Annotated in this window: 17 protein-coding genes and 1 pseudogene; 1 reads left to right on the top strand and 17 read right to left on the bottom strand. The window is 56.7% G+C overall.

Translation table 11 applies throughout. The annotated features are described in order from the left end of the window. Positions 1–89 precede the first annotated feature (89 nt). The 12 genes and pseudogenes from AC1DFB_RS17925 to rpsL form a co-directional block, all read right to left on the bottom strand. The gene (locus AC1DFB_RS17925) at positions 90–722 is read right to left on the bottom strand and encodes a hypothetical protein (RefSeq protein WP_170737458.1); all 633 of its coding nucleotides are present in this window, start codon (positions 720–722) and stop codon (positions 90–92) included. Then, positions 719–1,015 carry a 50S ribosomal protein L23 gene (locus AC1DFB_RS17920; RefSeq protein WP_008757532.1) on the bottom strand — a complete coding sequence of 99 codons (297 nt, stop codon included), beginning with the start codon at positions 1,013–1,015 and terminating at the stop codon, positions 719–721. The genes AC1DFB_RS17925 and AC1DFB_RS17920 overlap by 4 nt, the downstream gene beginning before the upstream one ends. Then, positions 1,012–1,629 (bottom strand): 50S ribosomal protein L4, encoded by a 618-nt coding sequence (rplD, locus tag AC1DFB_RS17915; RefSeq protein WP_010437039.1) that lies wholly within the window; start codon positions 1,627–1,629, stop codon positions 1,012–1,014. The genes AC1DFB_RS17920 and rplD overlap by 4 nt, the downstream gene beginning before the upstream one ends. Then, positions 1,626–2,351: a 50S ribosomal protein L3 gene (gene rplC / locus AC1DFB_RS17910; protein WP_039538255.1), complete on the bottom strand. Its 726-nt coding sequence runs from the start codon at positions 2,349–2,351 to the stop codon at positions 1,626–1,628. The genes rplD and rplC overlap by 4 nt, the downstream gene beginning before the upstream one ends. An 18-nt stretch (positions 2,352–2,369) precedes the next feature. Beyond that, complete coding sequence (gene rpsJ / locus AC1DFB_RS17905) at positions 2,370–2,684, bottom strand: 30S ribosomal protein S10 (protein ID WP_008756422.1); 315 nt, start codon at positions 2,682–2,684, stop codon at positions 2,370–2,372. A 151-nt stretch (positions 2,685–2,835) separates the two neighbouring features. Beyond that, on the bottom strand, positions 2,836–3,315 hold the full coding sequence (locus tag AC1DFB_RS17900) for a hypothetical protein (protein ID WP_170402823.1): 480 nt from the start codon (positions 3,313–3,315) through the stop codon (positions 2,836–2,838). A 147-nt stretch (positions 3,316–3,462) separates the two neighbouring features. Next, positions 3,463–3,576 (bottom strand): annotated as a pseudogene (locus AC1DFB_RS17895) (EF-Tu C-terminal domain-related protein); the annotation flags it as partial. Positions 3,577–3,625: 49 nt separating this feature from the next. Continuing rightward, entirely contained in the window at positions 3,626–5,338 is a 1,713-nt protein-coding gene (locus AC1DFB_RS17890) for an amidohydrolase (RefSeq protein WP_480886685.1), read from the bottom strand. A gap of 238 nt (positions 5,339–5,576) precedes the next feature. Further along, the gene (gene tuf / locus AC1DFB_RS17885) at positions 5,577–6,752 is read right to left on the bottom strand and encodes an elongation factor Tu (protein WP_010441214.1); all 1,176 of its coding nucleotides are present in this window, start codon (positions 6,750–6,752) and stop codon (positions 5,577–5,579) included. Between the two features lie 60 nt (positions 6,753–6,812). Further along, positions 6,813–8,930: an elongation factor G gene (gene fusA / locus AC1DFB_RS17880; RefSeq protein WP_170328783.1), complete on the bottom strand. Its 2,118-nt coding sequence runs from the start codon at positions 8,928–8,930 to the stop codon at positions 6,813–6,815. 18 nt (positions 8,931–8,948) lie between these two features. After that, positions 8,949–9,419, bottom strand: coding sequence for a 30S ribosomal protein S7 (gene rpsG / locus AC1DFB_RS17875; RefSeq protein ID WP_010441203.1), 471 nt, complete (start codon positions 9,417–9,419; stop codon positions 8,949–8,951). Between the two features lie 15 nt (positions 9,420–9,434). Then, positions 9,435–9,806: a 30S ribosomal protein S12 gene (gene rpsL / locus AC1DFB_RS17870; RefSeq protein ID WP_005621086.1), complete on the bottom strand. Its 372-nt coding sequence runs from the start codon at positions 9,804–9,806 to the stop codon at positions 9,435–9,437. Between the two features lie 398 nt (positions 9,807–10,204). Between rpsL and AC1DFB_RS17865 the strand changes: the two genes are divergently transcribed. Further along, positions 10,205–11,020 (top strand): glycosyltransferase, encoded by an 816-nt coding sequence (locus tag AC1DFB_RS17865; protein WP_170398559.1) that lies wholly within the window; start codon positions 10,205–10,207, stop codon positions 11,018–11,020. Here AC1DFB_RS17865 and AC1DFB_RS17860 read toward each other — a convergent pair. The 5 genes from AC1DFB_RS17860 to rpoB form a co-directional block, all read right to left on the bottom strand. After that, positions 11,005–11,874: a DMT family transporter gene (locus AC1DFB_RS17860; RefSeq protein WP_480921790.1), complete on the bottom strand. Its 870-nt coding sequence runs from the start codon at positions 11,872–11,874 to the stop codon at positions 11,005–11,007. The two genes, AC1DFB_RS17865 and AC1DFB_RS17860, sit on opposite strands and share 16 nt — an antisense overlap. 129 nt (positions 11,875–12,003) lie before the next feature. Next, positions 12,004–13,077, bottom strand: a complete 1,074-nt coding sequence (locus AC1DFB_RS17855) for a PLP-dependent cysteine synthase family protein (RefSeq protein ID WP_480921789.1) — start codon at positions 13,075–13,077, stop codon at positions 12,004–12,006. Between the two features lie 141 nt (positions 13,078–13,218). Beyond that, positions 13,219–17,460 carry a DNA-directed RNA polymerase subunit beta' gene (gene rpoC, locus AC1DFB_RS17850; RefSeq protein ID WP_170406489.1) on the bottom strand — a complete coding sequence of 1,414 codons (4,242 nt, stop codon included), beginning with the start codon at positions 17,458–17,460 and terminating at the stop codon, positions 13,219–13,221. Next, entirely contained in the window at positions 17,457–17,735 is a 279-nt protein-coding gene (locus AC1DFB_RS17845) for a hypothetical protein (RefSeq protein ID WP_480921788.1), read from the bottom strand. The genes rpoC and AC1DFB_RS17845 overlap by 4 nt, the downstream gene beginning before the upstream one ends. After that, positions 17,732–21,868: a DNA-directed RNA polymerase subunit beta gene (gene rpoB, locus AC1DFB_RS17840; RefSeq protein WP_480921787.1), complete on the bottom strand. Its 4,137-nt coding sequence runs from the start codon at positions 21,866–21,868 to the stop codon at positions 17,732–17,734. The genes AC1DFB_RS17845 and rpoB overlap by 4 nt, the downstream gene beginning before the upstream one ends. Between the last annotated feature and the right edge of the window lie 17 nt (positions 21,869–21,885).

Raw genomic sequence — 21,885 nt, 5'->3', positions numbered from 1 at the left:
AATCACGGACCGCCGGATATATCGATGTGTGGCCTCTCTTCCAGGGTTGCACGTGCTTCTGACGCGTTTCTGATGAGTCAACGAAACTCTTAGCCCAACGACCGCCTTCTGCAGAGCGGCTCAGACTCTACCGCGATACGTTGCTTGAGTTGGATATGACCCAAAACCTTGCGAAATGCGCGGTGCTTGGGTTTGCCTTCCAGATAATCCGCCAGTTTGAGCAGGTTGATCGGGTGCTTCGTAATTAACGTCTCGATCCGCTGCACCGCTTCGTCCAGCACGTAGTGATCCACATACTGGCAGGCCACCTGTGTAGGCGTCAGGAGACAGTAATCCTGCGGGCGTTTCTCAGTATAGCGCGTGATGTCGAAGGGCGACGCACCGAGGGCGTGGAACTTGGGGATGTGCACACGCATCTCGGCCTCGACGTGTTCCAACACCGTACCCGAGGTCTGGCGAAACCCCAGCGGACCAAGCTTATCGACCACATGATTGCGCATCGCCGGAGAGATCATGTCCACATCCGCCCGGTCGTATTTCAGATCGTCGAAAACCGACAAAAGCCCCAGCTTTTCATCGGCGATCTGAAAATAGGGCTCGGCGCTGAAAGCCCGCATCTTCTCCAACACCTGCGCACGCGCAGTTTCAGGGTCTAAAACGAAATCGGCCCCGGCGGGTTGAACCGCCGGGGCCGTGAATAGTCGCAGTAAGCGTCGGATCAAAGACCGGTGCTCACGTCGATTGTGTTACCCTCTTCCAGGGTCACATATGCTTTTTTGACGTCTTTCCGACGGCCCAGCTGGCCGCGGAACCGCTTGACCTTGCCTTTGGTCACGGTGGTGTTCACCGCTTTGACCTTCACACCAAACAGAGCCTCAACGGCCTCTTTGATCTGCGGCTTGTTGCTATCGATCGCCACTTCAAAGACAACTGCGCCGTTTTCGGACGCCATGGTCGACTTTTCAGTGATGATCGGCTTGCGGATCACGTCGTAGTGTTCTGCCTTCGCGCTCATTTCAGACGAGCCTCCAGTGCTTCGACAGCCGCTTTGGTGAGCACCAGGGTGTCACGCTTGAGGATGTCATAGACGTTTGCGCCCATCGACGGCAGGATATCCAGACCTTCGATGTTCTTGGACGCTTTCAGGAACCCTTCGTTCACGGTCGCGCCGTCGATGACCAGAGCACGTTTCCAGCCCAGGTTTGCAACCTGTTTGGCCAGAGCGGCGGTCTTGCCTTCGGCTTCGGCGTTCTCGATCACGACCAGTTCACCTGCCTTGGCTTTGGCCGACAGAGCGTGGCGCAGGCCAAGCTTGCGGAACTTCTTTGGCAGGTCATGACCATGCGAACGCACGACGGGGCCTTTGTAGATACCACCACCACGGAAGATCGGCGCATTACGGTCACCATGGCGTGCACCACCGGTGCCCTTCTGGCGATAGATCTTCTTGGTCGAATAGCTGGTTTCCGAGCGGGTCTTGACCTTGTGGGTGCCGGCCTGCGCATTGTTGCGCTGCCAACGGACCACACGGTGCAGGATGTCCGCGCGCGGCTCGAGACCGAACAGGTCTGCATCCAGCTCGATGTTGCCGGCTTTGCCGCCGTCCAGTTTGATTACATCAAGTTTCATGCTTCACCACCTTCCGCGGGAGCTTCTTCCGCAGGTGCTTCAGTTGCAGCACCTTTTACGGCTGCCGGGAAAGGCAGACCTTCGGGTGCTTTCTTCTTGACGGCGTCCTTGACGGTGACCCAGCCCGATTTCGGTCCGGGAACGGCGCCTTTGATGAAGACCAGGTTCCGGTCGGCGTCGGTTTTGACAACTTCCAGGTTCTGGGTGGTAACACGGGCAGCACCCATGTGACCGGCCATCTTCTTGCCTTTGAACACCTTGCCCGGGTCCTGACACTGACCTGTCGAACCGTGCGAACGGTGGCTGATCGAAACACCGTGCGAGGCGCGCAGACCACCAAAGTTCCAACGCTTCATTGCACCGGCAAAGCCTTTACCGATCGAGGTGCCTGAAACGTCAACTTTCTGACCTTCCAGGAAGTGTTCTGCCGAAATCTCGGCGCCCACATCGATCAGGCCATCTTCGGAGACGCGGAACTCGGCCAGCTTACGCTTGGGCTCGACCTTGGCAGCGGCATAGTGACCGCGCATGGCCTTCGAGGTGCGTTTTGCTTTGGCAGCACCGGCGCCCAGCTGAACGGCAGTGTAGCCGTCTTTGTCAGCGGTGCGCTGTGCAACGACCTGCAGGTTGTCCAGGTGGAGAACGGTCACAGGGATCTGCTTGCCGTCTTCCATGAACAGGCGGGTCATGCCAACTTTTTTTGCGATAATACCAGAGCGCATAATCTATACCCTCCGATCTTACGACTGCAGCTTGATCTCGACGTCCACACCAGCAGCGAGGTCGAGCTTCATCAGCGCGTCAACGGTCTGGGGGGTCGGATCAACGATGTCCAAGAGACGCTTGTGCGTGCGGATCTCGAACTGGTCGCGGGATTTCTTGTCAACGTGAGGGCCACGGAGAACCGTGAACTTCTCAATCTTGTTCGGCAGCGGGATCGGGCCGCGCACGTTCGCGCCGGTCCGCTTGGCAGTGTTGACGATCTCTTGCGTGCTGGCATCCAGAACGCGATAGTCAAATGCCTTCAGCCGAATACGGATGTTTTGGCTTTGCATAGATACAGCCTTTTATCAGGCGTTGAGGTTGAGAGGAGGACAGACGCGCATCGCCAACCCTCTTCGAACCCAAAAGGCGGGAATCATCCCGCCTTGATGTTCTTGATGAGAACTCGCGCGTATTAGTGGGGTTGGTGGGATTTGGCAAGGCCTATTTGATTGGACTTTCACCTGAAGTGTGCTTCTTAATCTGCTCTTCAGTGATGAGTTCTTCCGCAAGCGCACTCGCGAGACTATCAGCCACCCTCCAGCACTGAAAAAGCTCTTCATGCAACTCTTCTAAGTCAGCGACCATATCATCCCGCCCCACTTCGGACTGAATCTTAAAGTTATGACGCTCAAAAAACCCGTGAAAAAGTTTGTTTCTTGCGACCAAGCCTCGTTTGAACTGTTTGATGATTAGATCGTCTTCAAACCGCAATTCTTGTTTTAGCATTTCCAGGACTCTGCCCAACGTGCTGCATTCAATAACTTCTAGAGCCCTTGCGGCCGCATTTGGGTCCTGTTCGCTGTACCAATTGTTGTTATGTCCCTTGCTCGCCAACACAACAGTTCCGAGCGCAGTCTCGAATAGCTGTGCCGCTTCCGCAGTAATTCCGAACTTTGCATAAAGCTGATCTCTACTCGCCATACAAAAATCTATTTCAACTTCAGAAGCTGATTACAAGAAAAAGGCCGCCCCGAGGGACGGCCTTCTTGATTTCCTCACTGAGTTGCTCTCGGCAGATTTTTCCATGGAAAATCGCCTGCCGCAACCAGGTGCGACAAGCGCGCCTTTCTCGATGATTTTCGATACTACACCGGCGCCGACGGTGCCGCCGCCTTCGCGGATCGCGAAGCGCAGACCGTTTTCCATCGCGATCGGTGCCATTAGCTCAACGCCGAACGATACGCATGTCCACCTCGGCTCCATTTTCGGTCTGTTTCAATCAAAACTTAACCTAATTCCTCACTAACCAAGGATCTTCTACCTTCATGCCTTGATAAACCGCGTGCAGGAAAAGATGAGCAATCACAGGGTCATTTGAAAATGGCGAGAATTGCAAATTGCCCTCTCTGACGCCCTCCTCAGCTTCATAGACAACCTCATCCCCTTTGACAGTCACCAGCACCTCAAGTTCAGCCAGAGTCTCCGGATCGACTGCCGTGGGATCATCCGACAGGATCACAAAATCCGCCACTTTGCCGACCTCAATCGAGCCCTTCTCATCTTCCTCAAAATGCTGCCATGCAGGCCAGATCGTCATTGCCTTCAATGCCGTCATGACATCGACCCTCTGATACGGCCCCAGAATGTCACCTGACCGCGTGCGACGCGTGACCGTAGCCGCAAGAACACGCATGCTATCTGGAAAGGCCACCGGCGCATCGTGATGCGTGCCGAACATCATGTCACGTTCGCGTAGCCATCCTGTAGGAGAGATATTGTCTGCATTGACCGGCCCAACAGTATGATCTCGGTGCCAATCGCCCCAATAAAACGTATGCATCGGGAATAACGACGGAAACACACCAAGGCGCTTAAAACTGGCAACCTGATCCTCTCTTAGAAACTGACCGTGCACCAGAACGGGCCGGTTGCCAGGGTCGCCATACTTGATCTGCGCCTCTTCGAGCGCAGCAATCAGCATGTCAGATGCTCCTTCGCCGTTGGAATGCACAAGGATCTGGAAATCATTCTCGTAACACCAGTTCACAGCGTCCTGGAGTTGTTCCATGGTTATGGCGGCATAACCTGCGTACCCCGCGGCATAGTTTCCAACCGGATCATAGTAGGGTCGATCCCGCAAAGCCGTGAAGCCCTGCGGCGAACCGTCAATTGTCAGCTTGCAGCCCCCTATCCGAACCCGGTTGTCATAATCCGCCGAGGTGTTTGCTCCGATATACTCCCTCGACTCGAGAACATCCGGAAACGCTACAACGTCGATAGGAAGCCCTTCTTCTGCGGCAACTTTCTTAAGAACTTCGACGATTTCACCTGAAGATCGACCTTCTTGTCCGGTCGTATATCCAAACTTTGCCCAGAGTTCGGTCCCAGCTCGGGCAAATGCTGCCAGACCTTCCTCACCCAAATTCCCCAGCATCGGCACGAGAACCGAAAAGAACGCGTACTCCTCCAGAACACCGTTTGGCTCTCCGGCCTCATCGCGTTGGATCACCCCGCCCGGAGGTGCTTCGGAAGCCGCCGTTATACCAGCCAATTCCAAAGCTTTCGAGTTTGCGACACCTATATGCCCAGACTGATGAATAATGACGACCGGCAAGTCCTCAGACACAATGTCCAACTCTTGTCGTGTTGGGTGACGGAGTTCCTTTAACTGAGCATTGTCGTAACCAAAGCCGATGATCATTTTGACCTGCTCAACGGCTTGCGCATTCTCCTCGGCCCAGTCAGTCAGTGTGGATTGCAGACTGGCGATATCAATGACATCCCCGTCCGGTGGCGCAAGAAGGTTAGCGGACAGGGCTTGCAGGCCGCCCATGACGACATGTCCGTGGCTATCAACGAAACCCGGAAGCATCGCGCGCCCTTCCAGATCATAGGTTTCGGTTTCCTCACCCTGATGCACCGACAAGTCAGATAGCGACCCGACCGCAAGAATGCGCCCGTCTTTGACTGCGACAGCTTCGGCGGACGGAGCCGTATCGTTCATCGTTACAATTGGTCCGCCCAAATAGATCCGATCCGCAATCTGTTGTGAGGACGCAGAGGTAGATGAGAAAGCAACCGCTGCGACAAGACAAACTGAACGCGCCCAAAAGTGCATCTTATGACCTCTTTCTAATTGCAATGTCTCAATACGAAAGAAGTTAGCATTACTGTTGGCTTAGGCAAAAACGAAAAAGGGCGCCCCGAGGGACGCCCTTTCTTTGTATATTCGCTTACGCGAATTACTCGATGATTTTCGAGACGACGCCGGCGCCGACGGTGCGGCCGCCTTCGCGGATCGCAAAGCGCAGGCCGTCTTCCATCGCGATCGGGGCGATCAGCTCGACGGTGAAGCCGACGTTGTCGCCGGGCATAACCATCTCGGTGCCAGCCGCCAGGGTCACGGTGCCGGTCACGTCAGTTGTACGGAAGTAGAACTGCGGACGGTAGTTCGCGAAGAACGGGGTGTGACGACCGCCTTCTTCCTTGGTCAGGATGTAGGCTTCGGCTTCGAACTTGGTGTGCGGTGTAACCGAACCCGGCTTACACAGAACCTGGCCACGCTCAACGCCGTCACGGTCGATACCGCGCAGCAGGGCGCCGATGTTGTCGCCCGCTTCACCGCGATCCAGCAGCTTGCGGAACATTTCAACACCAGTACAGGTGGTTTTCTGAGTGTCACGGATGCCGACGATTTCGATCTCGTCGCCAACATTGATCACGCCACGCTCAACGCGCCCCGTAACAACCGTACCACGACCCGAGATCGAGAACACGTCTTCGACCGGCATCAGGAACGGCTTGTCAACTTCACGCTCAGGGGTGTCGATGTAGTCATCAACAGCCGCCATCAGTTCCTTGATCTTCTCTTCGCCGATTTCCGGGTTGTTGCCTTCCATCGCGGCCAGAGCCGAACCTGCGATGATCGGAATATCGTCGCCGGGGTATTCGTAGCTGGACAGCAGTTCGCGAACTTCCATCTCAACCAGTTCCAGCAGCTCTTCGTCGTCAACCTGGTCAACTTTGTTCATGAACACGACCATCTTCGGGATGCCAACCTGGCGGCCCAGCAGGATGTGCTCGCGGGTCTGCGGCATCGGGCCGTCAGCTGCGTTCACAACCAGGATCGCGCCGTCCATCTGAGCGGCACCGGTGATCATGTTCTTGACATAGTCGGCGTGGCCGGGGCAGTCGACATGCGCATAGTGGCGGTTGTCGGTCTCGTACTCCACGTGGGCGGTCGAGATGGTGATGCCACGTGCTTTTTCTTCAGGCGCGCCGTCAATCTGGTCATACGCTTTGAAGTCACCGAAATACTTGGTGATTGCTGCGGTCAGCGTGGTCTTGCCGTGGTCAACGTGGCCAATCGTGCCGATGTTGACGTGCGGCTTATTACGCTCAAACTTTTCCTTTGCCATGATGGCCTCCTTTTTCGGTAATGAAGGGAGCGCGTTAGCCGCGCTCCCTCAAATCTTCGCTTATGCGTATTTCGCCTGAATCTCGTCCGAGATGTTCTGCGGAACCGGATCGTAGTGATCGAACTGCATGGTGAACTGGGCACGGCCCGACGACATCGAACGCAGAGTGTTGATGTAGCCGAACATGTTGGCCAGCGGAACAAACGCGTCGATCGCGATTGCGTTTCCGCGCGGTTCCTGACCAGATACCTGGCCCCGACGCGAGGTCAGATCACCGATGATACCGCCGGTATATTCTTCCGGGGTGATCACTTCGACCTTCATGATCGGTTCCAGCAGTTTCGCGCCAGCTTTGCGCATGCCTTCACGCATACACATCCGCGATGCGATCTCGAACGCCAGAACGCTCGAGTCAACGTCGTGGAACTTACCGTCCAGCAGGGCAACCTTGAAGTCGATCACGGGGAAGCCAGCCAGCGGGCCGCTGTCCATGACCGAGTTGATACCTTTTTCAACACCGGGGATGTATTCCTTCGGAACGGCACCACCAACGATGCGGCTTTCGAACGAATAGCCTTCGCCTGCCTCGGTCGGCTGGATCTCCAGCTTGACTTCCGCGAACTGACCCGAACCACCCGACTGTTTCTTGTGGGTGTAGGTGTGCTCGACCGGCATCGAGATGGTTTCACGATAGGCCACCTGAGGTGCACCGATGTTCGCTTCAACCTTGAACTCGCGCTTCAGACGGTCAACCAGGATGTCCAGGTGAAGTTCGCCCATGCCCTTCATGATGGTCTGACCGGATTCCAGATCAGTTTCCACACGGAAGGACGGGTCTTCGGCGGCCAGACGGGCCAGACCCTGAGACATCTTCTCTTGGTCGCCCTTGGTTTTGGGCTCAACCGCGATCTCGATAACCGGATCGGGGAAGGTCATGGTTTCCAGAACCACCGGATCTTTCGCATCACACAGAGTATCACCGGTGGTGGTGTCTTTCAGACCTGCCAGCGCGATGATGTCGCCTGCAAACGCTTCTTCGATCTCTTCCCGGTTGTTCGAGTGCATCATCATCATACGACCGATGCGCTCTTTCTTACCTTTGGTCGAGTTCAGGATCGAGTCGCCCTTGTTCATGGTGCCCGAGTAAATCCGGGTGAAGGTCAGCGAGCCAACGAAGGGGTCGTTCATGATTTTGAACGCCAGACCCGAGAAGGCCATGTCGTCGTCTGCACGACGGGCGATGTCACGAACTTCTTCCTCGTCGCCGGGTTTGAAGCCCATGTAATCAACAACGTCCAGCGGGCTGGGCAGATAGTCGATCACAGCGTTGAGGAGCGGCTGAACGCCTTTGTTCTTGAACGCCGAACCACCCAGAACCGGAACGAACGCGATTTCCAGAGTACCTTTGCGCAGCAGGGCGCGCAGGGTCGGAACGTCGGGCTCATTGCCTTCCAGGTATTCCATCATCGCGTCGTCGTCCATTTCGACGGCCGCTTCGATCATCTTGCCGCGCCATTCGTCAGCCATGTCTTTCAGGCTGTCGCGGATAGGAGCTTTGATCCAGCTTGCGCCCAGATCTTCGCCCTGCCACAGCCACTCTTCCATGGTGACCAGGTCGATCAGGCCTTCCAGCTCGGACTCGGCACCGATCGGAATACCAACCGGAACAGCGCGTGCGCCGGTGCGGTCTTCGATCATGTTGACGCAGTTGAAGAAGTCAGCGCCGATCTTGTCCATTTTGTTGACGAAAACCATACGCGGAACCTTGTAGCGGTCAGCCTGACGCCACACGGTTTCGGTCTGGGGCTCAACACCGGCGTTTGCGTCCAGAACGCAGACAGCACCGTCGAGAACCGCCAGCGAACGCTCAACTTCGATGGTGAAGTCAACGTGGCCGGGGGTGTCGATGATGTTCAGGCGGTGCTTAGGAGTTTCTGCGGTCTGACCGTCCTCGGTGCGTTCCCAGAAAGTGGTGGTCGCAGCCGAAGTGATGGTGATGCCGCGTTCCTGCTCCTGCTCCATCCAGTCCATGGTGGCTGCACCATCGTGCACCTCACCGATGTTGTGGGATTTACCAGTGTAATACAGGATACGCTCCGAGCAGGTGGTCTTACCTGCGTCGATGTGCGCCATGATACCGAAGTTACGGTACAGTTCGAGCGGATATTCGCGTGCCATTGGTCTAAGCCTCTCGGATTACCAACGATAATGGCTGAAGGCTTTGTTCGCCTCGGCCATCTTGTGGGTGTCTTCGCGTTTCTTGACGGCAGTACCGCGGGACTGAACGGCGTCCAGCAGCTCGCCTGCAAGGCGCTCTTCCATGGTGTTTTCGTTGCGGCCGCGCGCAGCAGTGATCAGCCAGCGGATGGCCAGTGCTTCGCGGCGCTCAGGGCGCACTTCGACCGGAACCTGATAGGTTGCACCACCAACGCGGCGCGAGCGAACCTCGACCGACGGTTTGATGTTGTCGAGCGCTTCGTGGAACACTTCGACAGGAGCGCGCTTTACCTTGTTCTCAACGCGGTCAAACGCGTTGTAAACGATGCGCTCTGCGACCGACTTCTTGCCGTCGATCATCAGGTTGTTCATGAATTTGGTCAGTACCTTGTCGCCAAATTTGGCGTCAGGCAGGACTTCGCGTTTTTCGGCGGCGTGACGACGTGACATATCAGCCTCTCCTTCTTACTTGGGACGCTTCGCGCCGTATTTCGAACGACGTTGCTTACGATCTTTGACGCCCTGAGTATCCAGAACACCGCGCAGGATGTGGTAACGCACACCGGGAAGGTCTTTTACACGACCGCCACGGATCAGAACAACCGAGTGTTCCTGCAGGTTGTGGCTTTCACCCGGGATGTACGAGATGACCTCGAACCCGTTGGTCAAGCGCACCTTGGCAACCTTACGCATAGCTGAGTTCGGCTTCTTAGGTGTGGTGGTGTACACGCGGGTGCAGACGCCGCGTTTCTGCGGGCACTGTTCCAAGTGCATGGACTTCGAGCGTTTTACTTTGGGCTGCCGCGGTTTGCGGATCAGCTGTTGAATAGTTGGCATTCCGGTTTCTTCCCCGTTTTGCAACACACATGACATGCACGCGCGTTGCGTGCGGTTAAATTCGCTGCACTCATGCGTCCACAAGCGCAAAACCCGCGAGCGTTCCCATTCCGAGGTGAACGTCGCGGTTTGTTATCAGAGGGCGCGAACGATAAAAGTGTTCGGGCCTTGACCAGTTCATTACTGAAATCGGTTATGGGGCGGCCCCCGGTACCGAGATGTCGCGCGTATTAAGGGGAGTCGGCCCGAGTGTCAACAGCCCAGCAGGAAAGGCGTGTTGTACATAAGAGCTCCGGCCGTCTATCAGGAACTAATGGAGATTCCCACTGCGCCGACGCATTGCAGCACTCCGGCACCGGATGCATAGTGAGCATGCCCCGCAAACCATTGGATGCCCCATGCAAGTCTTTGGCCTGTGCCGATTTTCATTCCCTGCTCTGGGCGATTTCCAGATCGAACATGACACGGTCGCAGATCGGCGCGCCCATCTCTACAACCCTGCTCGTCTGGAAGAGCGGTTCCGCCTGTTCGAATCTGTGACGTTGCCCAGCTTTCGCGCGCAGACAGATGGGGACTATCAGCTTCTGGTCGTTGTTGGGGACTGTCTGCCGCGAAAGGCGCTCGACCGGCTTAAGGACCTCACCGCTGACATCAAGCAGGTACGAATTGTCCAAAGACCCGTCGAACCAAGCCATAAACACCGGCAGGTCATGAAACGAATCCTTCAGGAAGCGCGTTCAAACCCGGACCGGCCCTGTCTTCAATTTCGCCATGATGACGACGACAGCATTTCGATTGATTTCATCGAAAGACTGCGCGAGTCCGCCGATGATGTTGCCGGGCTGATTGGAAAAAATCAGGCCATAGGCCTCGATTTCAACAACGGATACCAGGCCAGCTTTGGGCCGAATGGGGTTCGGGCGGCACAAGTCTACAAATCTCTGCTTGGGGTGGGCTTGGGCATGCTTATCGCGGGCGGGTGCGACCACACGATCATAAGTTTTACCCACAACCGGATCGGGCGTTTCATGCCAGTGGTCAGTTATCCTGATCGCCCGATGTGGATCAGGACATTGAACAACTCCAACGACTCGCCGCGCGCTGAAAAGCAGAAGGCGCAGCTTGCGCCGATCACGCCCGAAATCGAGACCGATTTTGCCACGCGTTTCGCGCTAAACCCCGGTTTCGTACGTTTGCCTCACTTCTCCGCCTGACGCGACCGTTCGCGAAACAGAGTGAACATCCCTGCCCCAACTACCAATGCACCACCCAGCATTGTGATCGCGTCCGGCCAGTCACCAAACACAGCCCACCCCAGTCCCAGTGCCCAAAGCAGGCTGGAATAGCGAAATGGCGCAACAAAACCGACCTCGCCCACGCGCATCACCATGACACTGAACAGATAGCCTATCAGAACAAAGACCGCAGCGCTGGCGATCATCGCTCCAGATGCGGTCGAGACCGGCACCCATCCTTCAAACGTGGAGACGATGATCGCTGCCAATGTGATAGTGAGGGATGTCGCCAGTGTTACCACCACAGAAGGTACTTCAGCTGACATTCGGCGGGTGATCAAATCGCGAACTGTAACGGAAGCAACCGCAATCAATGCGTAAATCGCATAGATGCTGAACCCTTCAGGACCGGGCCGAACGATCAACAACATACCGACGAACCCAAGCGCAATTGCAGCAATACGTCTCCATCCAATTACTTCACCGAAGAATAAGGCAGCACCCAAAGTCACGGTCAGCGGCAACGCCTGTAGAACTGCCGTAACGTTGGCAAGCGGCATGTGCATCAGAGCCGTCAAAAAGAAGATGGTCGCCGCCAACTCTGCCAGGCAACGTAATGCGATAAGCCATTTGTCATGGAGGGGAAAATTCAGGTGGAGCGCCCCAAGATAACGGGCCATTATCAACACAAGAACTGTCGCCAAAACTCCGCGCATGGCCACAAGTTGGAACAGAGGCAGATCTTGCCCCACCACTTTCACCAACGCATCATTGACGGTAAAGGCCGCCATACTGCCCGTCATCAGCAGCGCGCCTTTAACGTTAGGACTCATTTAATCAACACCCGGTCTTCAATATATTGTCGTATTCACTGTTCAATTGATCACGAATTCAATTTGCGCCTGACAATCCTACAGTAATAGTTCCGACGAGCTACACAAACTGTCGACTTTTCAGTCGTTTCAATCTGTCATCTGGGCGGAAGGCGTAGATTTCGAGATCTCGATCTCATCATCCGTCATCTCCTCTTCTACGCCATCAAACAATGGTGTCGAAAGGTAACGCTCGCCCGTATCTGGCAGCATTACCAACATGACGGAACCTTCCGGAGCAGTCTCGGCCAGTTTCATCGCGACCGCAAAGGTCGAGCCACCAGAAATACCGGTAAAAATCCCCTCTTCCGCGGCCAAACGGCGCGACCATGCAATACCGTCGCTACCGGGAACGGGAATCAACTCATCATAGTAAGAGTTATCAATGGCCTCCTGCAGAACCCACGGAATGAAATCAGGCGTCCAACCCTGTATCGGATGCGGTTCGAAGTTCGGGTGGCTCTCGGTCGGCTGGTGTATTTCGTTGCGGGTGTTTACATACCCCGACGACACAATGGCTGCATTGGCAGGCTCGGTCAGGATGATCTTGGTCTCAGGGCGCGCTTTCCTCAGCACCCGGGCCACGCCCGAGACCGTCCCGCCAGTGCCATAGCCCGTAACCCAATAGTCGAGAATCTGCCCATCAAAGTCACCCAAGATTTCGTTCGCGGTGGTATTTTCGTGAATATCGGCATTGGCTGCGGTTTCAAACTGGCTGGCCAGGAACCAACCGTTCTGCTCGGCCAGTTCCTTAGCTTTTGTATACATGCCGAACCCCTTTTGTGCGCGGGGTGTCAGGACAACTTTTGCCCCCAAAAACCGCATCAGCTTGCGCCGCTCGACCGAGAAACTGTCGGCCATCGTCACAACCAAGGGATAGCCTTTGGCCGCACAGACCATCGCCAGCCCGATACCGGTATTCCCCGAGGTCGCCTCAACTACTGTCTGACCGGGTTTTAAGCTACCGTCGCGTTCTGCCGCTTCGATGATGTTGAGGGCAAGGCGATCTTTGACAGAACTGGCCGGGTTAAACGCTTCGAATTTTACGTAAACCGTCACGTTTGAGGGCGCGATCCTGTTTATTCGTATGCTTGGCGTGTCTCCGACGGTGTCCAAAATACTGTCATACAGTCGCTTTCGCCCATGCGTTTGACGAGTTGTCATTGTGGCCCCCTCCTCTGTTGACGAAAGCATGCCACAAACCGGATCACATTAGTAACTATCTTTGTGAGAGTTCGCCTCGGAGCGCTCACAACAAGAAAGGCCCCGCGAAATCGCGGGGCCTTTCTTAGTTATTGAGGGTGCCTATTCGCGGCTTTCCGGTGTTTCCACCAGAACGTCCAGCTCATCACCGACCATGTCGTCGTCGAAGGTCGGAGCAGCCAGAGCAGCGGCCGCTTCGGCCTCTTCCCGGCGGGCTTCGATGACCACATTGTCACGCGATTGCGCGATGTGGCGGACGGCCTGAGTGGCACCACCGGTCCCGGCGGGGATCAGACGACCAACGATTACGTTCTCTTTCAGGCCAACCAGCTTGTCTTTCTTGCCCTGAACCGAGGCTTCGGTCAGCACGCGGGTGGTTTCCTGGAACGACGCCGCCGAGATGAACGAACGCGTCTGCAGCGAAGCTTTGGTGATCCCCAGAAGGATCGGCTCACCCTGAGCCGGACGACCGCCACGCGAGATAGTCTTCTCGTTGGCTGCGTCGAACTCTTGCTTGTCGACATGTTCGCCTTTCAGCAGGGTGGTGTCACCTGAATCCAGGATCTCCCACTTCTGCAGCATCTGGCGCACGATGACCTCGATGTGCTTGTCGTTGATCTTAACGCCCTGCAAGCGGTAGACGTCCTGCACCTCGTCGATCATGTAATCCGCCAACGCTTCGACACCCATAATCGACAGGATGTCATGCGGAGCCGGGTTACCGTCCATCAGGTATTCACCCTTCTGGATGAAGTCCCCTTCGGCGACCGGGATGTGCTTGCCCTTGGGTACCATGTATTCGATGGTCTCCATGGACTCGTCAGCCGGTTCGATGCTGATGCGGCGCTTGTTCTTGTAGTCGCGGCCAAAGCGCACGTAACCATCGGCTTCTGCGATGATCGCGTGATCTTTCGGACGACGGGCTTCGAACAGTTCGGCCACACGTGGCAGACCACCGGTGATGTCCTTGGTCTTGGCGCCTTCACGCGGGATACGCGCAACAACGTCACCGGCTTCGATGGTCTGACCATCTTCGACGGACAGGATCGCATCCACCGACATCGGATAGTGAACCGGGTTGCCCGCATCGTTGCGGACCGGCTCGCCATCTTCACCGACCAGAATGATCTCGGGCTTGAGGTCGCTGCCTTTGGGGGCGGCGCGCCAGTCGATCACGATCTTCTGGGTCATACCGGTTGCATCATCGGTCTCATCCCGGACAGCAAGGCCCGAAACAAGGTCAACGTATTTCGCAGTGCCGGCTTTCTCGGCGATGATCGGCAGGGTGTAGGGATCCCATTCGAACAGCTTGTCGCCACGAGCAACCTTGGTGCCGTCCTTGACGAACAGCTTGGAGCCATAGCCCAGCTTGTGGCTGGCACGCTCTTCGCCGTGTTCGTCGCTGATCACCAGCTTCATGTTCCGGCCCATAACGAGGCTTTCGCCTGCGGCATTGACCAGAATCTGCGGGTTCTCGAAGGAAACGACGCCTTCCTGGCTGGCTTCCTGGAACGACTGCTGACCACCTTGCGCAACACCACCGATGTGGAAAGTACGCATCGTCAGCTGCGTACCGGGTTCACCAATGGACTGCGCGGCGATGATGCCGACAGCCTCACCTGTGTTCACCATGGTGCCGCGTGCAAGGTCACGACCGTAGCAGGTGGCGCAGACGCCTTCCTCGGACTCACAGGTCAGAGGCGAGCGGATGCGCATCGACGCAACACCAGCTTCGTCAATAGTGTCCGCCATGCGTTCGTCGATCAACTGACCAGCGGCCACGATCACCTCATCCGTGCCCGGACGCAGAACATCGTCAGCCGCCACACGACCCAGCACACGTTCGGCCAGCGAGGCAACAACCTCACCGTCATTCACGGCGGCTTCGGCTGTGATCGCACGCTCAGTACCACAGTCGATCTCGCGAACGATGCAGTCCTGTGCGACGTCCACCAGACGACGGGTCAGGTAACCCGAGTTCGCCGTCTTCAGAGCGGTATCCGACAGACCCTTACGGGCACCGTGGGTCGAGTTGAAGTACTCGAGAACGGTCAGACCCTCTTTAAAGTTCGAGATGATCGGCGTCTCGATGATGTCACCGTTCGGCTTGGCCATCAGGCCGCGCATACCGCCCAGCTGTTTCATCTGAGTGACCGAGCCACGCGCACCGGAGTGGGCCATCATGTAGACCGAGTTCGGTTCCTGATCCGACCCGTCTTCGGCCTTGGCAACGTCCGAGATGGTGCTCATCATCGCTTCGGTGACGCGGTCGTTACACTTCGACCAGGCATCGACAACTTTGTTGTACTTTTCGCCCTGAGTGATCAGGCCGTCCATGTACTGCTGTTCGAAGTCCTTCACCTGACCGCGGGTGTCATCAACGATGCCCCACTTGTCATCCGGGATGACCATGTCGTCCTTACCGAACGAGATGCCCGCCTTGAACGCTTCTTTGAAGCCCATCGACATGATCTGGTCACAGAAGATAACCGACTCTTTCTGACCGCAGTAACGGTAGACGGTGTCGATCACCTGCTGCACTTCTTTCTTCCGCAGCAGGCGGTTGACCAGCTCGAACGGGGCTTTGTTGTTCATCGGCAGCAATGCACCCAGACGCAGACGGCCCGGAGTGGTTTCATAGCGCTTCTGAACTTCGTTGCCTTCGTCGTCGATCTGCGTGATCCGCGCGGTGATTTTCGAGTGCAGATGCACCTCACCCGCGTCCAGCGCGTGCTGAACTTCTTCGATCGAACCGAAGACCTTGCCTTCGCCCGGCATGCCTTCGCGTTCGAGGGTCACATAGTACAGACCCAGGATCATATCCTGCGACGGAACGATGATCGGCGCGCCGTTTGCAGGCGACAGAACGTTGTTCGTCGACATCATCAGAACGCGCGCTTCCAGCTGGGCCTCAAGGCTCAGCGGGACGTGAACAGCCATCTGGTCCCCGTCGAAGTCGGCGTTAAAGGCCGAACAGACCAGCGGGTGCAGCTGGATGGCTTTACCTTCGATCAGGACCGGCTCGAACGCCTGAATACCAAGACGGTGCAGCGTTGGCGCACGGTTCAGCATGACAGGATGTTCGCGGATCACCTCGTCGAGGATATCCCACACTTCGGGACGTTCTTTCTCGACCAGTTTCTTCGCTTGCTTAACAGTCGAAGACAGACCCTTGGCTTCAAGGCGCGAGTAGATGAACGGCTTGAACAGCTCCAGCGCCATCTTCTTTGGCAGACCACACTGGTGCAGTTTGAGTTCCGGACCGGTCACGATGACCGAACGGCCCGAGAAGTCGACGCGCTTACCCAGAAGGTTCTGACGGAAGCGACCCTGCTTACCTTTCAGCATGTCCGACAGCGATTTCAGCGGGCGCTTGTTGGCGCCGGTGATCACGCGACCACGACGGCCGTTGTCGAACAGAGCGTCAACGGATTCCTGCAGCATCCGCTTTTCGTTGCGGACAATGATGTCAGGCGCGCGCAGTTCGATCAGACGCTTCAGACGGTTGTTCCGGTTGATGACGCGGCGATACAGATCGTTCAGATCCGAGGTCGCAAAGCGGCCTCCATCCAGCGGAACCAGCGGACGCAGTTCCGGCGGAATGACCGGGATCACGGTCATCACCATCCACTCAGGCCGGTTGCCCGACTCGAGGAAGGATTCGACAACCTTCAGACGCTTGATGATTTTCTTGGGCTTCAACTCGCCGGTCGCTTCAGCCAGATCAGCGCGCAGCTGCTCGGCTTCGGCTTCCAGATCGATCTGGGCCAGCATCTCACGGATAGCTTCGGCACCAATGTTCGCGGTGAACGCGTCCATGCCATAGGCATCCTGCGCGTCCATGTACTCTTCTTCAGTCAGCATCTGGCCGTAGGTCAGGTCGGTCAGACCGGGCTCGATGACGACATAGTTTTCAAAGTACAGAACGCGTTCCAGATCGCGCAGCGTCATGTCCAGCATCAGACCGATGCGGGACGGCAGCGATTTCAGGAACCAGATATGTGCGACGGGCGCGGCCAGTTCGATATGGCCCATACGCTCGCGGCGGACTTTCTGCAGGGTGACTTCCACACCGCATTTCTCGCAGACAACACCGCGATACTTCATCCGCTTATATTTGCCGCACAGACATTCGTAATCTTTGATCGGGCCAAAGATACGCGCGCAGAACAGACCGTCACGTTCGGGCTTGAACGTCCGGTAGTTGATGGTTTCGGGTTTCTTGATCTCGCCATAGGACCAAGACAGAATCCGCTCGGGCGACGCCAAGGAGACTTTGATCTCGTCAAAGACTTTCGGCGGCGTCAGCGGGTTGAACGGGTTATTGGTGATTTCCTGGTTCATTTCAATTCCTTTCCCGGTGCAGCGCATTCAAACTCATGCCAGGAGTTGTGAAATCTGATCACGGTCGTTTCAAACTTCGTTAGCGCAAGGGCACCACATGCATCGGCGGCGGCGGATTTAAGTTGCACTTCGCTGTAACCAAAGGTTTCGATGAACCCAGTCGCAGCGAAGCCATCAACTTTTTCGAGCAAAATCTCGATCTTTTTACCGGGGGCCAGCAAGAACCCACCAACAAAAGCAGCAAAAACTGCAAAGATCGAGAATACTAGCTTCACTCATCCACCTCCGCATCCAGGAGTTCCATATTCAGGCCGAGGCCACGGACTTCTTTCACCAGAACGTTGAACGATTCCGGTACGCCCGCTTCAAAGTTATCCTCGCCCTTGACGATCGACTCATAGACCTTGGTCCGGCCGGCGACGTCATCCGATTTCACGGTAAGCATCTCCTGCAGGGTGTAGGCAGCGCCGTAAGCTTCCAGAGCCCAGACTTCCATCTCACCAAAGCGCTGACCACCGAACTGCGCCTTACCGCCCAGCGGCTGCTGGGTAACCAGGCTGTACGGCCCGGTCGAACGCGCGTGGATTTTATCATCCACAAGGTGGTGCAGTTTCAGCAGGTACTTGATGCCCACGGTCACCGGACGAGCGAATTGCTCACCCGTACGACCGTCGAACAGAACCGACTGACCGCTTTCCGAGAAGCCCGCACGCACCAGCGCGTCGTTGACGTCAGCCTCTTTGGCACCGTCAAAGACCGGGGTCGCGATCGGAACACCACGGGTCACGTTGCCCGCAGCCTCGATCAGGTGATCCTCGTCCATGCCAACGATGCCTTCTTCATAGACATCTTCGCCATAGGCCAGTTTCATCGCTTCGCGAACCGGGGTCAGGTCGCCGGAACGGCGGTATTCACCCAGAGCGTCGTCGATGTTCAGACCCAGACCACGCGCAGCCCAGCCCATGTGGGTTTCAAGGATCTGACCGACGTTCATACGCGAAGGCACACCCAGCGGGTTCAGACAGAAGTCAACCGGCGTACCATCTGCCAGGAACGGCATGTCTTCCATCGGAACAACCTTGGAAATCACACCTTTGTTCCCGTGACGACCGGCCATCTTGTCACCCGGCTGAAGCTTACGCTTCACGGCGATGAAGACTTTGACCATCTTCATCACACCCGGCGGCAGGTCGTCGCCACGGCGGACTTTCTCGACCTTGTCTTCGAAACGGGCGTCCAGAGCACGCTTTTGTACTTCGTACTGCTCGTTCAGAGCCTCGACGATCTGTGCATCCTGCTCGCCTTCCAGCGCCAGTTGCCACCACTGACCACGGGTCAGGGTTTCCAGCAGATCCTCGGTGATCACCGAACCTGCCTTGACGCCTTTCGGGCCTTTGACAGCGGTTTTACCCAGGATCAGACCTTGCAGACGCGCGTAGATGTTGCGGTCAAGAATCGCCAGCTCGTCGTCCCGGTCACGGGCCAGACGTTCGACTTCCTCACGCTCGATCTGCAGCGCACGCTCGTCTTTCTCGACGCCGTGACGGTTGAAGACGCGGACCTCAACGACCGTTCCGTAGTCACCCGGCTTCACGCGTAGCGAGGTGTCGCGCACGTCAGATGCTTTTTCACCAAAGATGGCGCGCAGCAGCTTTTCTTCCGGGGTCATCGGGCTTTCGCCCTTCGGAGTGATCTTGCCAACCAGAATATCGCCCGGCTCAACATCCGCACCGATGTAAACGATGCCCGCCTCGTCGAGGTTGCGCAGCGCTTCTTCACCGACGTTCGGGATGTCGCGGGTGATCTCTTCCGGGCCCAGCTTGGTGTCACGGGCGGCGACTTCGAATTCCTCGATATGGACCGAGGTAAAGACGTCATCACGCGCGATACGTTCCGAGATCAGGATCGAGTCTTCGTAGTTGTAACCGTTCCACGGCATGAACGCGACGACCACGTTCTTACCAAGCGCCAGTTCACCCATATCGGTCGACGGACCGTCGGCAATGACTTCGCCCTTTTGGACGGTGTCACCCACCTTGATCAGCGGACGCTGGTTGATGCAGGTGTTCTGGTTCGACCGCTGGAATTTGCGCAGACGATAGATGTCAACGCCAGCGTCGCCCAGTTCCAAATCCTCGGTGGCGCGAATAACGATACGCTGGGCATCGACCTGGTCAATGATACCGGCGCGTTTCGCCTGAATCGCAGCGCCCGAGTCGATCGCAACCTTTTCCTCGATCCCGGTACCGACCAGCGGCGCTTCGGCGCGCAGCAGCGGAACCGCCTGACGTTGCATGTTCGAGCCCATCAGAGCGCGGTTAGCGTCGTCATTTTCAAGAAACGGGATCAGCGATGCAGCAACCGAGACCAGCTGTTTCGGCGACACGTCGATCAGGTCCACATTCTCGCGCGGGGCGAGGGTGTAGTCACCGGCCTGACGGGTCGAAACCAGATCGTTGATGAACTTGCCATCGGCATCCAGCGTCGCGTTCGCCTGCGCCACGGTGTGACGCATTTCTTCGGTCGCGGACATGTAGTGTACCTCATCGGTCACCTCGGCGTCTTTGACGACGCGGTAGGGTGTTTCGATGAAGCCATACTTGTTCACGCGGGCAAAGGTGGCCAGCGAGTTGATCAGACCAATGTTCGGACCTTCGGGCGTTTCAATCGGGCACATCCGACCATAGTGGGTCGGGTGTACGTCGCGCACCTCAAAGCCCGCACGCTCACGCGTCAGACCACCCGGGCCAAGCGCCGAGAGACGGCGTTTGTGGGTGACTTCCGAAAGCGGGTTGGTCTGGTCCATGAACTGCGACAGCTGCGATGAGCCAAAGAATTCACGAACAGCAGCCGCAGCTGGTTTCGCGTTGATCAGGTCCTGCGGCATGACGGTGTCGATCTCGACCGACGACATACGCTCTTTGATAGCGCGCTCCATGCGCAGCAGGCCAACGCGGTACTGATTTTCCATCAGTTCGCCCACTGAACGCACACGACGGTTGCCGAGGTGGTCGATATCGTCCACGTCGCCTTTGCCGTCACGCAGTTCCACCAGCGCCTTGATGCAGGCCACGATGTCTTCGCGGCGCAGCGTGCGCAGGGTGTCCGGCGCGTCCAGAGCCAGACGCATGTTCATCTTCACACGACCAACGGCGGACAGGTCATAGCGCTCGCTGTCGAAGAACAGGGTGTCGAACAGAGCCGACGCAGCCTCGACGGTGGGAGGCTCGCCCGGACGCATGACGCGGTAGATGTCCATCAGCGCGCTTTCACGGTTCAGGTTCTTGTCCTGAGCCATGGTGTTGCGCATGTAGGGGCCAACGTTGACGTTGTCGATGTCCAGAACCGGGATGTCGGTGATGCCCGCATCCATCAGGTCCTTGACGGTGCCGCCGATCAGGTCGCCGTCTTTATCATACTCCAGGGTCAGCTCATCACCGGCTTCGACATAGATCGCGCCGTTTTCTTCGTTGATGATGTCCTTGGCGACATACTTGCCGACGATGTTGTCGAAGGGCACCAGCAGGTCGGTAACAGCACCTTCGTCGATCAGCTTCTTGACCGCGCGCGGGGTGACTTTCTTGCCCGCTTCGGCAATCACTTCACCAGATTTCGCGTCGATCAGATCATATGTCGGACGGGTGCCGCGCACACGCTCGGGGAAGAAGGGCGTGACCCAGCCTTTCTTCTTGTCCAGCTTGTAGGACACGGTGTTGTAATACGCGTCCATGATCGCTTCCTGATCCAGACCCAGCGCGTACAGCAGGGTGGTCACAGGCAGTTTGCGGCGACGGTCGATACGGGCGAAGACGATGTCCTTGGCGTCGAACTCGAAGTCCAGCCAGCTGCCGCGATACGGGATGATGCGGCAGGCAAACAGCAGCTTGCCCGAGGAATGGGTCTTGCCCTTGTCGTGATCAAAGAACACACCGGGCGAACGGTGCATCTGGCTGACGATCACACGCTCGGTACCGTTCACGATGAAGGTGCCGTTCGGTGTCATCAGGGGCATGTCGCCCATGAACACGTCCTGTTCTTTGATGTCTTTGACCGATTTCGCGCCGGTGTCCTCATCGACATCAAACACGATCAGGCGCAGTGTGACCTTCAGCGGCGCGCTGTAGGTCATGTCGCGCTGCATGCACTCTTCGACGTCGTATTTGGGTTTTTCCAGATCGTATTTCACGAACTCCAGAACGGAGGTTTCGTTGAAATCCTTGATCGGGAAAACCGACTGGAACACACCTTTGATGCCTTCGCCGTCTGTGGGCTGTTCTGCATCGCCGGAGCGCAGGAAAAGATCATAAGAAGATTTCTGCACCTCAATGAGGTTCGGCATCTCCAGCACTTCGCGGATTTTGCCGTAATATTTACGAAGACGTTTCTGGCCAAGGAACGTTTGAGCCATGTCAGATGTCACCTTTC

Source organism: Ruegeria sp. S84, from assembly GCF_056583445.1.
Note: the sequence above shows the minus strand (reverse complement) of the source record. Positions and strands in the feature narration are given on the sequence as shown.

Coding starts and splice junctions, on each gene's coding strand:
- rpoB (WP_480921787.1), bottom strand. CDS start 21,868: ATGGCTCAAACGTTCCTTGGCCAGAAACGTCTTCGTAAATATTACGGC.
- AC1DFB_RS17860 (WP_480921790.1), bottom strand. CDS start 11,874: ATGAGTCCTAACGTTAAAGGCGCGCTGCTGATGACGGGCAGTATGGCG.
- rpoC (WP_170406489.1), bottom strand. CDS start 17,460: ATGAACCAGGAAATCACCAATAACCCGTTCAACCCGCTGACGCCGCCG.
- rplC (WP_039538255.1), bottom strand. CDS start 2,351: ATGCGCTCTGGTATTATCGCAAAAAAAGTTGGCATGACCCGCCTGTTC.
- tuf (WP_010441214.1), bottom strand. CDS start 6,752: ATGGCAAAGGAAAAGTTTGAGCGTAATAAGCCGCACGTCAACATCGGC.
- rpsJ (WP_008756422.1), bottom strand. CDS start 2,684: ATGCAAAGCCAAAACATCCGTATTCGGCTGAAGGCATTTGACTATCGC.
- AC1DFB_RS17855 (WP_480921789.1), bottom strand. CDS start 13,077: ATGACAACTCGTCAAACGCATGGGCGAAAGCGACTGTATGACAGTATT.
- fusA (WP_170328783.1), bottom strand. CDS start 8,930: ATGGCACGCGAATATCCGCTCGAACTGTACCGTAACTTCGGTATCATG.
- rpsG (WP_010441203.1), bottom strand. CDS start 9,419: ATGTCACGTCGTCACGCCGCCGAAAAACGCGAAGTCCTGCCTGACGCC.
- AC1DFB_RS17900 (WP_170402823.1), bottom strand. CDS start 3,315: ATGGCGAGTAGAGATCAGCTTTATGCAAAGTTCGGAATTACTGCGGAA.
- AC1DFB_RS17890 (WP_480886685.1), bottom strand. CDS start 5,338: ATGAACGATACGGCTCCGTCCGCCGAAGCTGTCGCAGTCAAAGACGGG.
- rplD (WP_010437039.1), bottom strand. CDS start 1,629: ATGAAACTTGATGTAATCAAACTGGACGGCGGCAAAGCCGGCAACATC.
- AC1DFB_RS17865 (WP_170398559.1), top strand. CDS start 10,205: ATGCAAGTCTTTGGCCTGTGCCGATTTTCATTCCCTGCTCTGGGCGAT.
- AC1DFB_RS17920 (WP_008757532.1), bottom strand. CDS start 1,015: ATGAGCGCGAAGGCAGAACACTACGACGTGATCCGCAAGCCGATCATC.
- rpsL (WP_005621086.1), bottom strand. CDS start 9,806: ATGCCAACTATTCAACAGCTGATCCGCAAACCGCGGCAGCCCAAAGTA.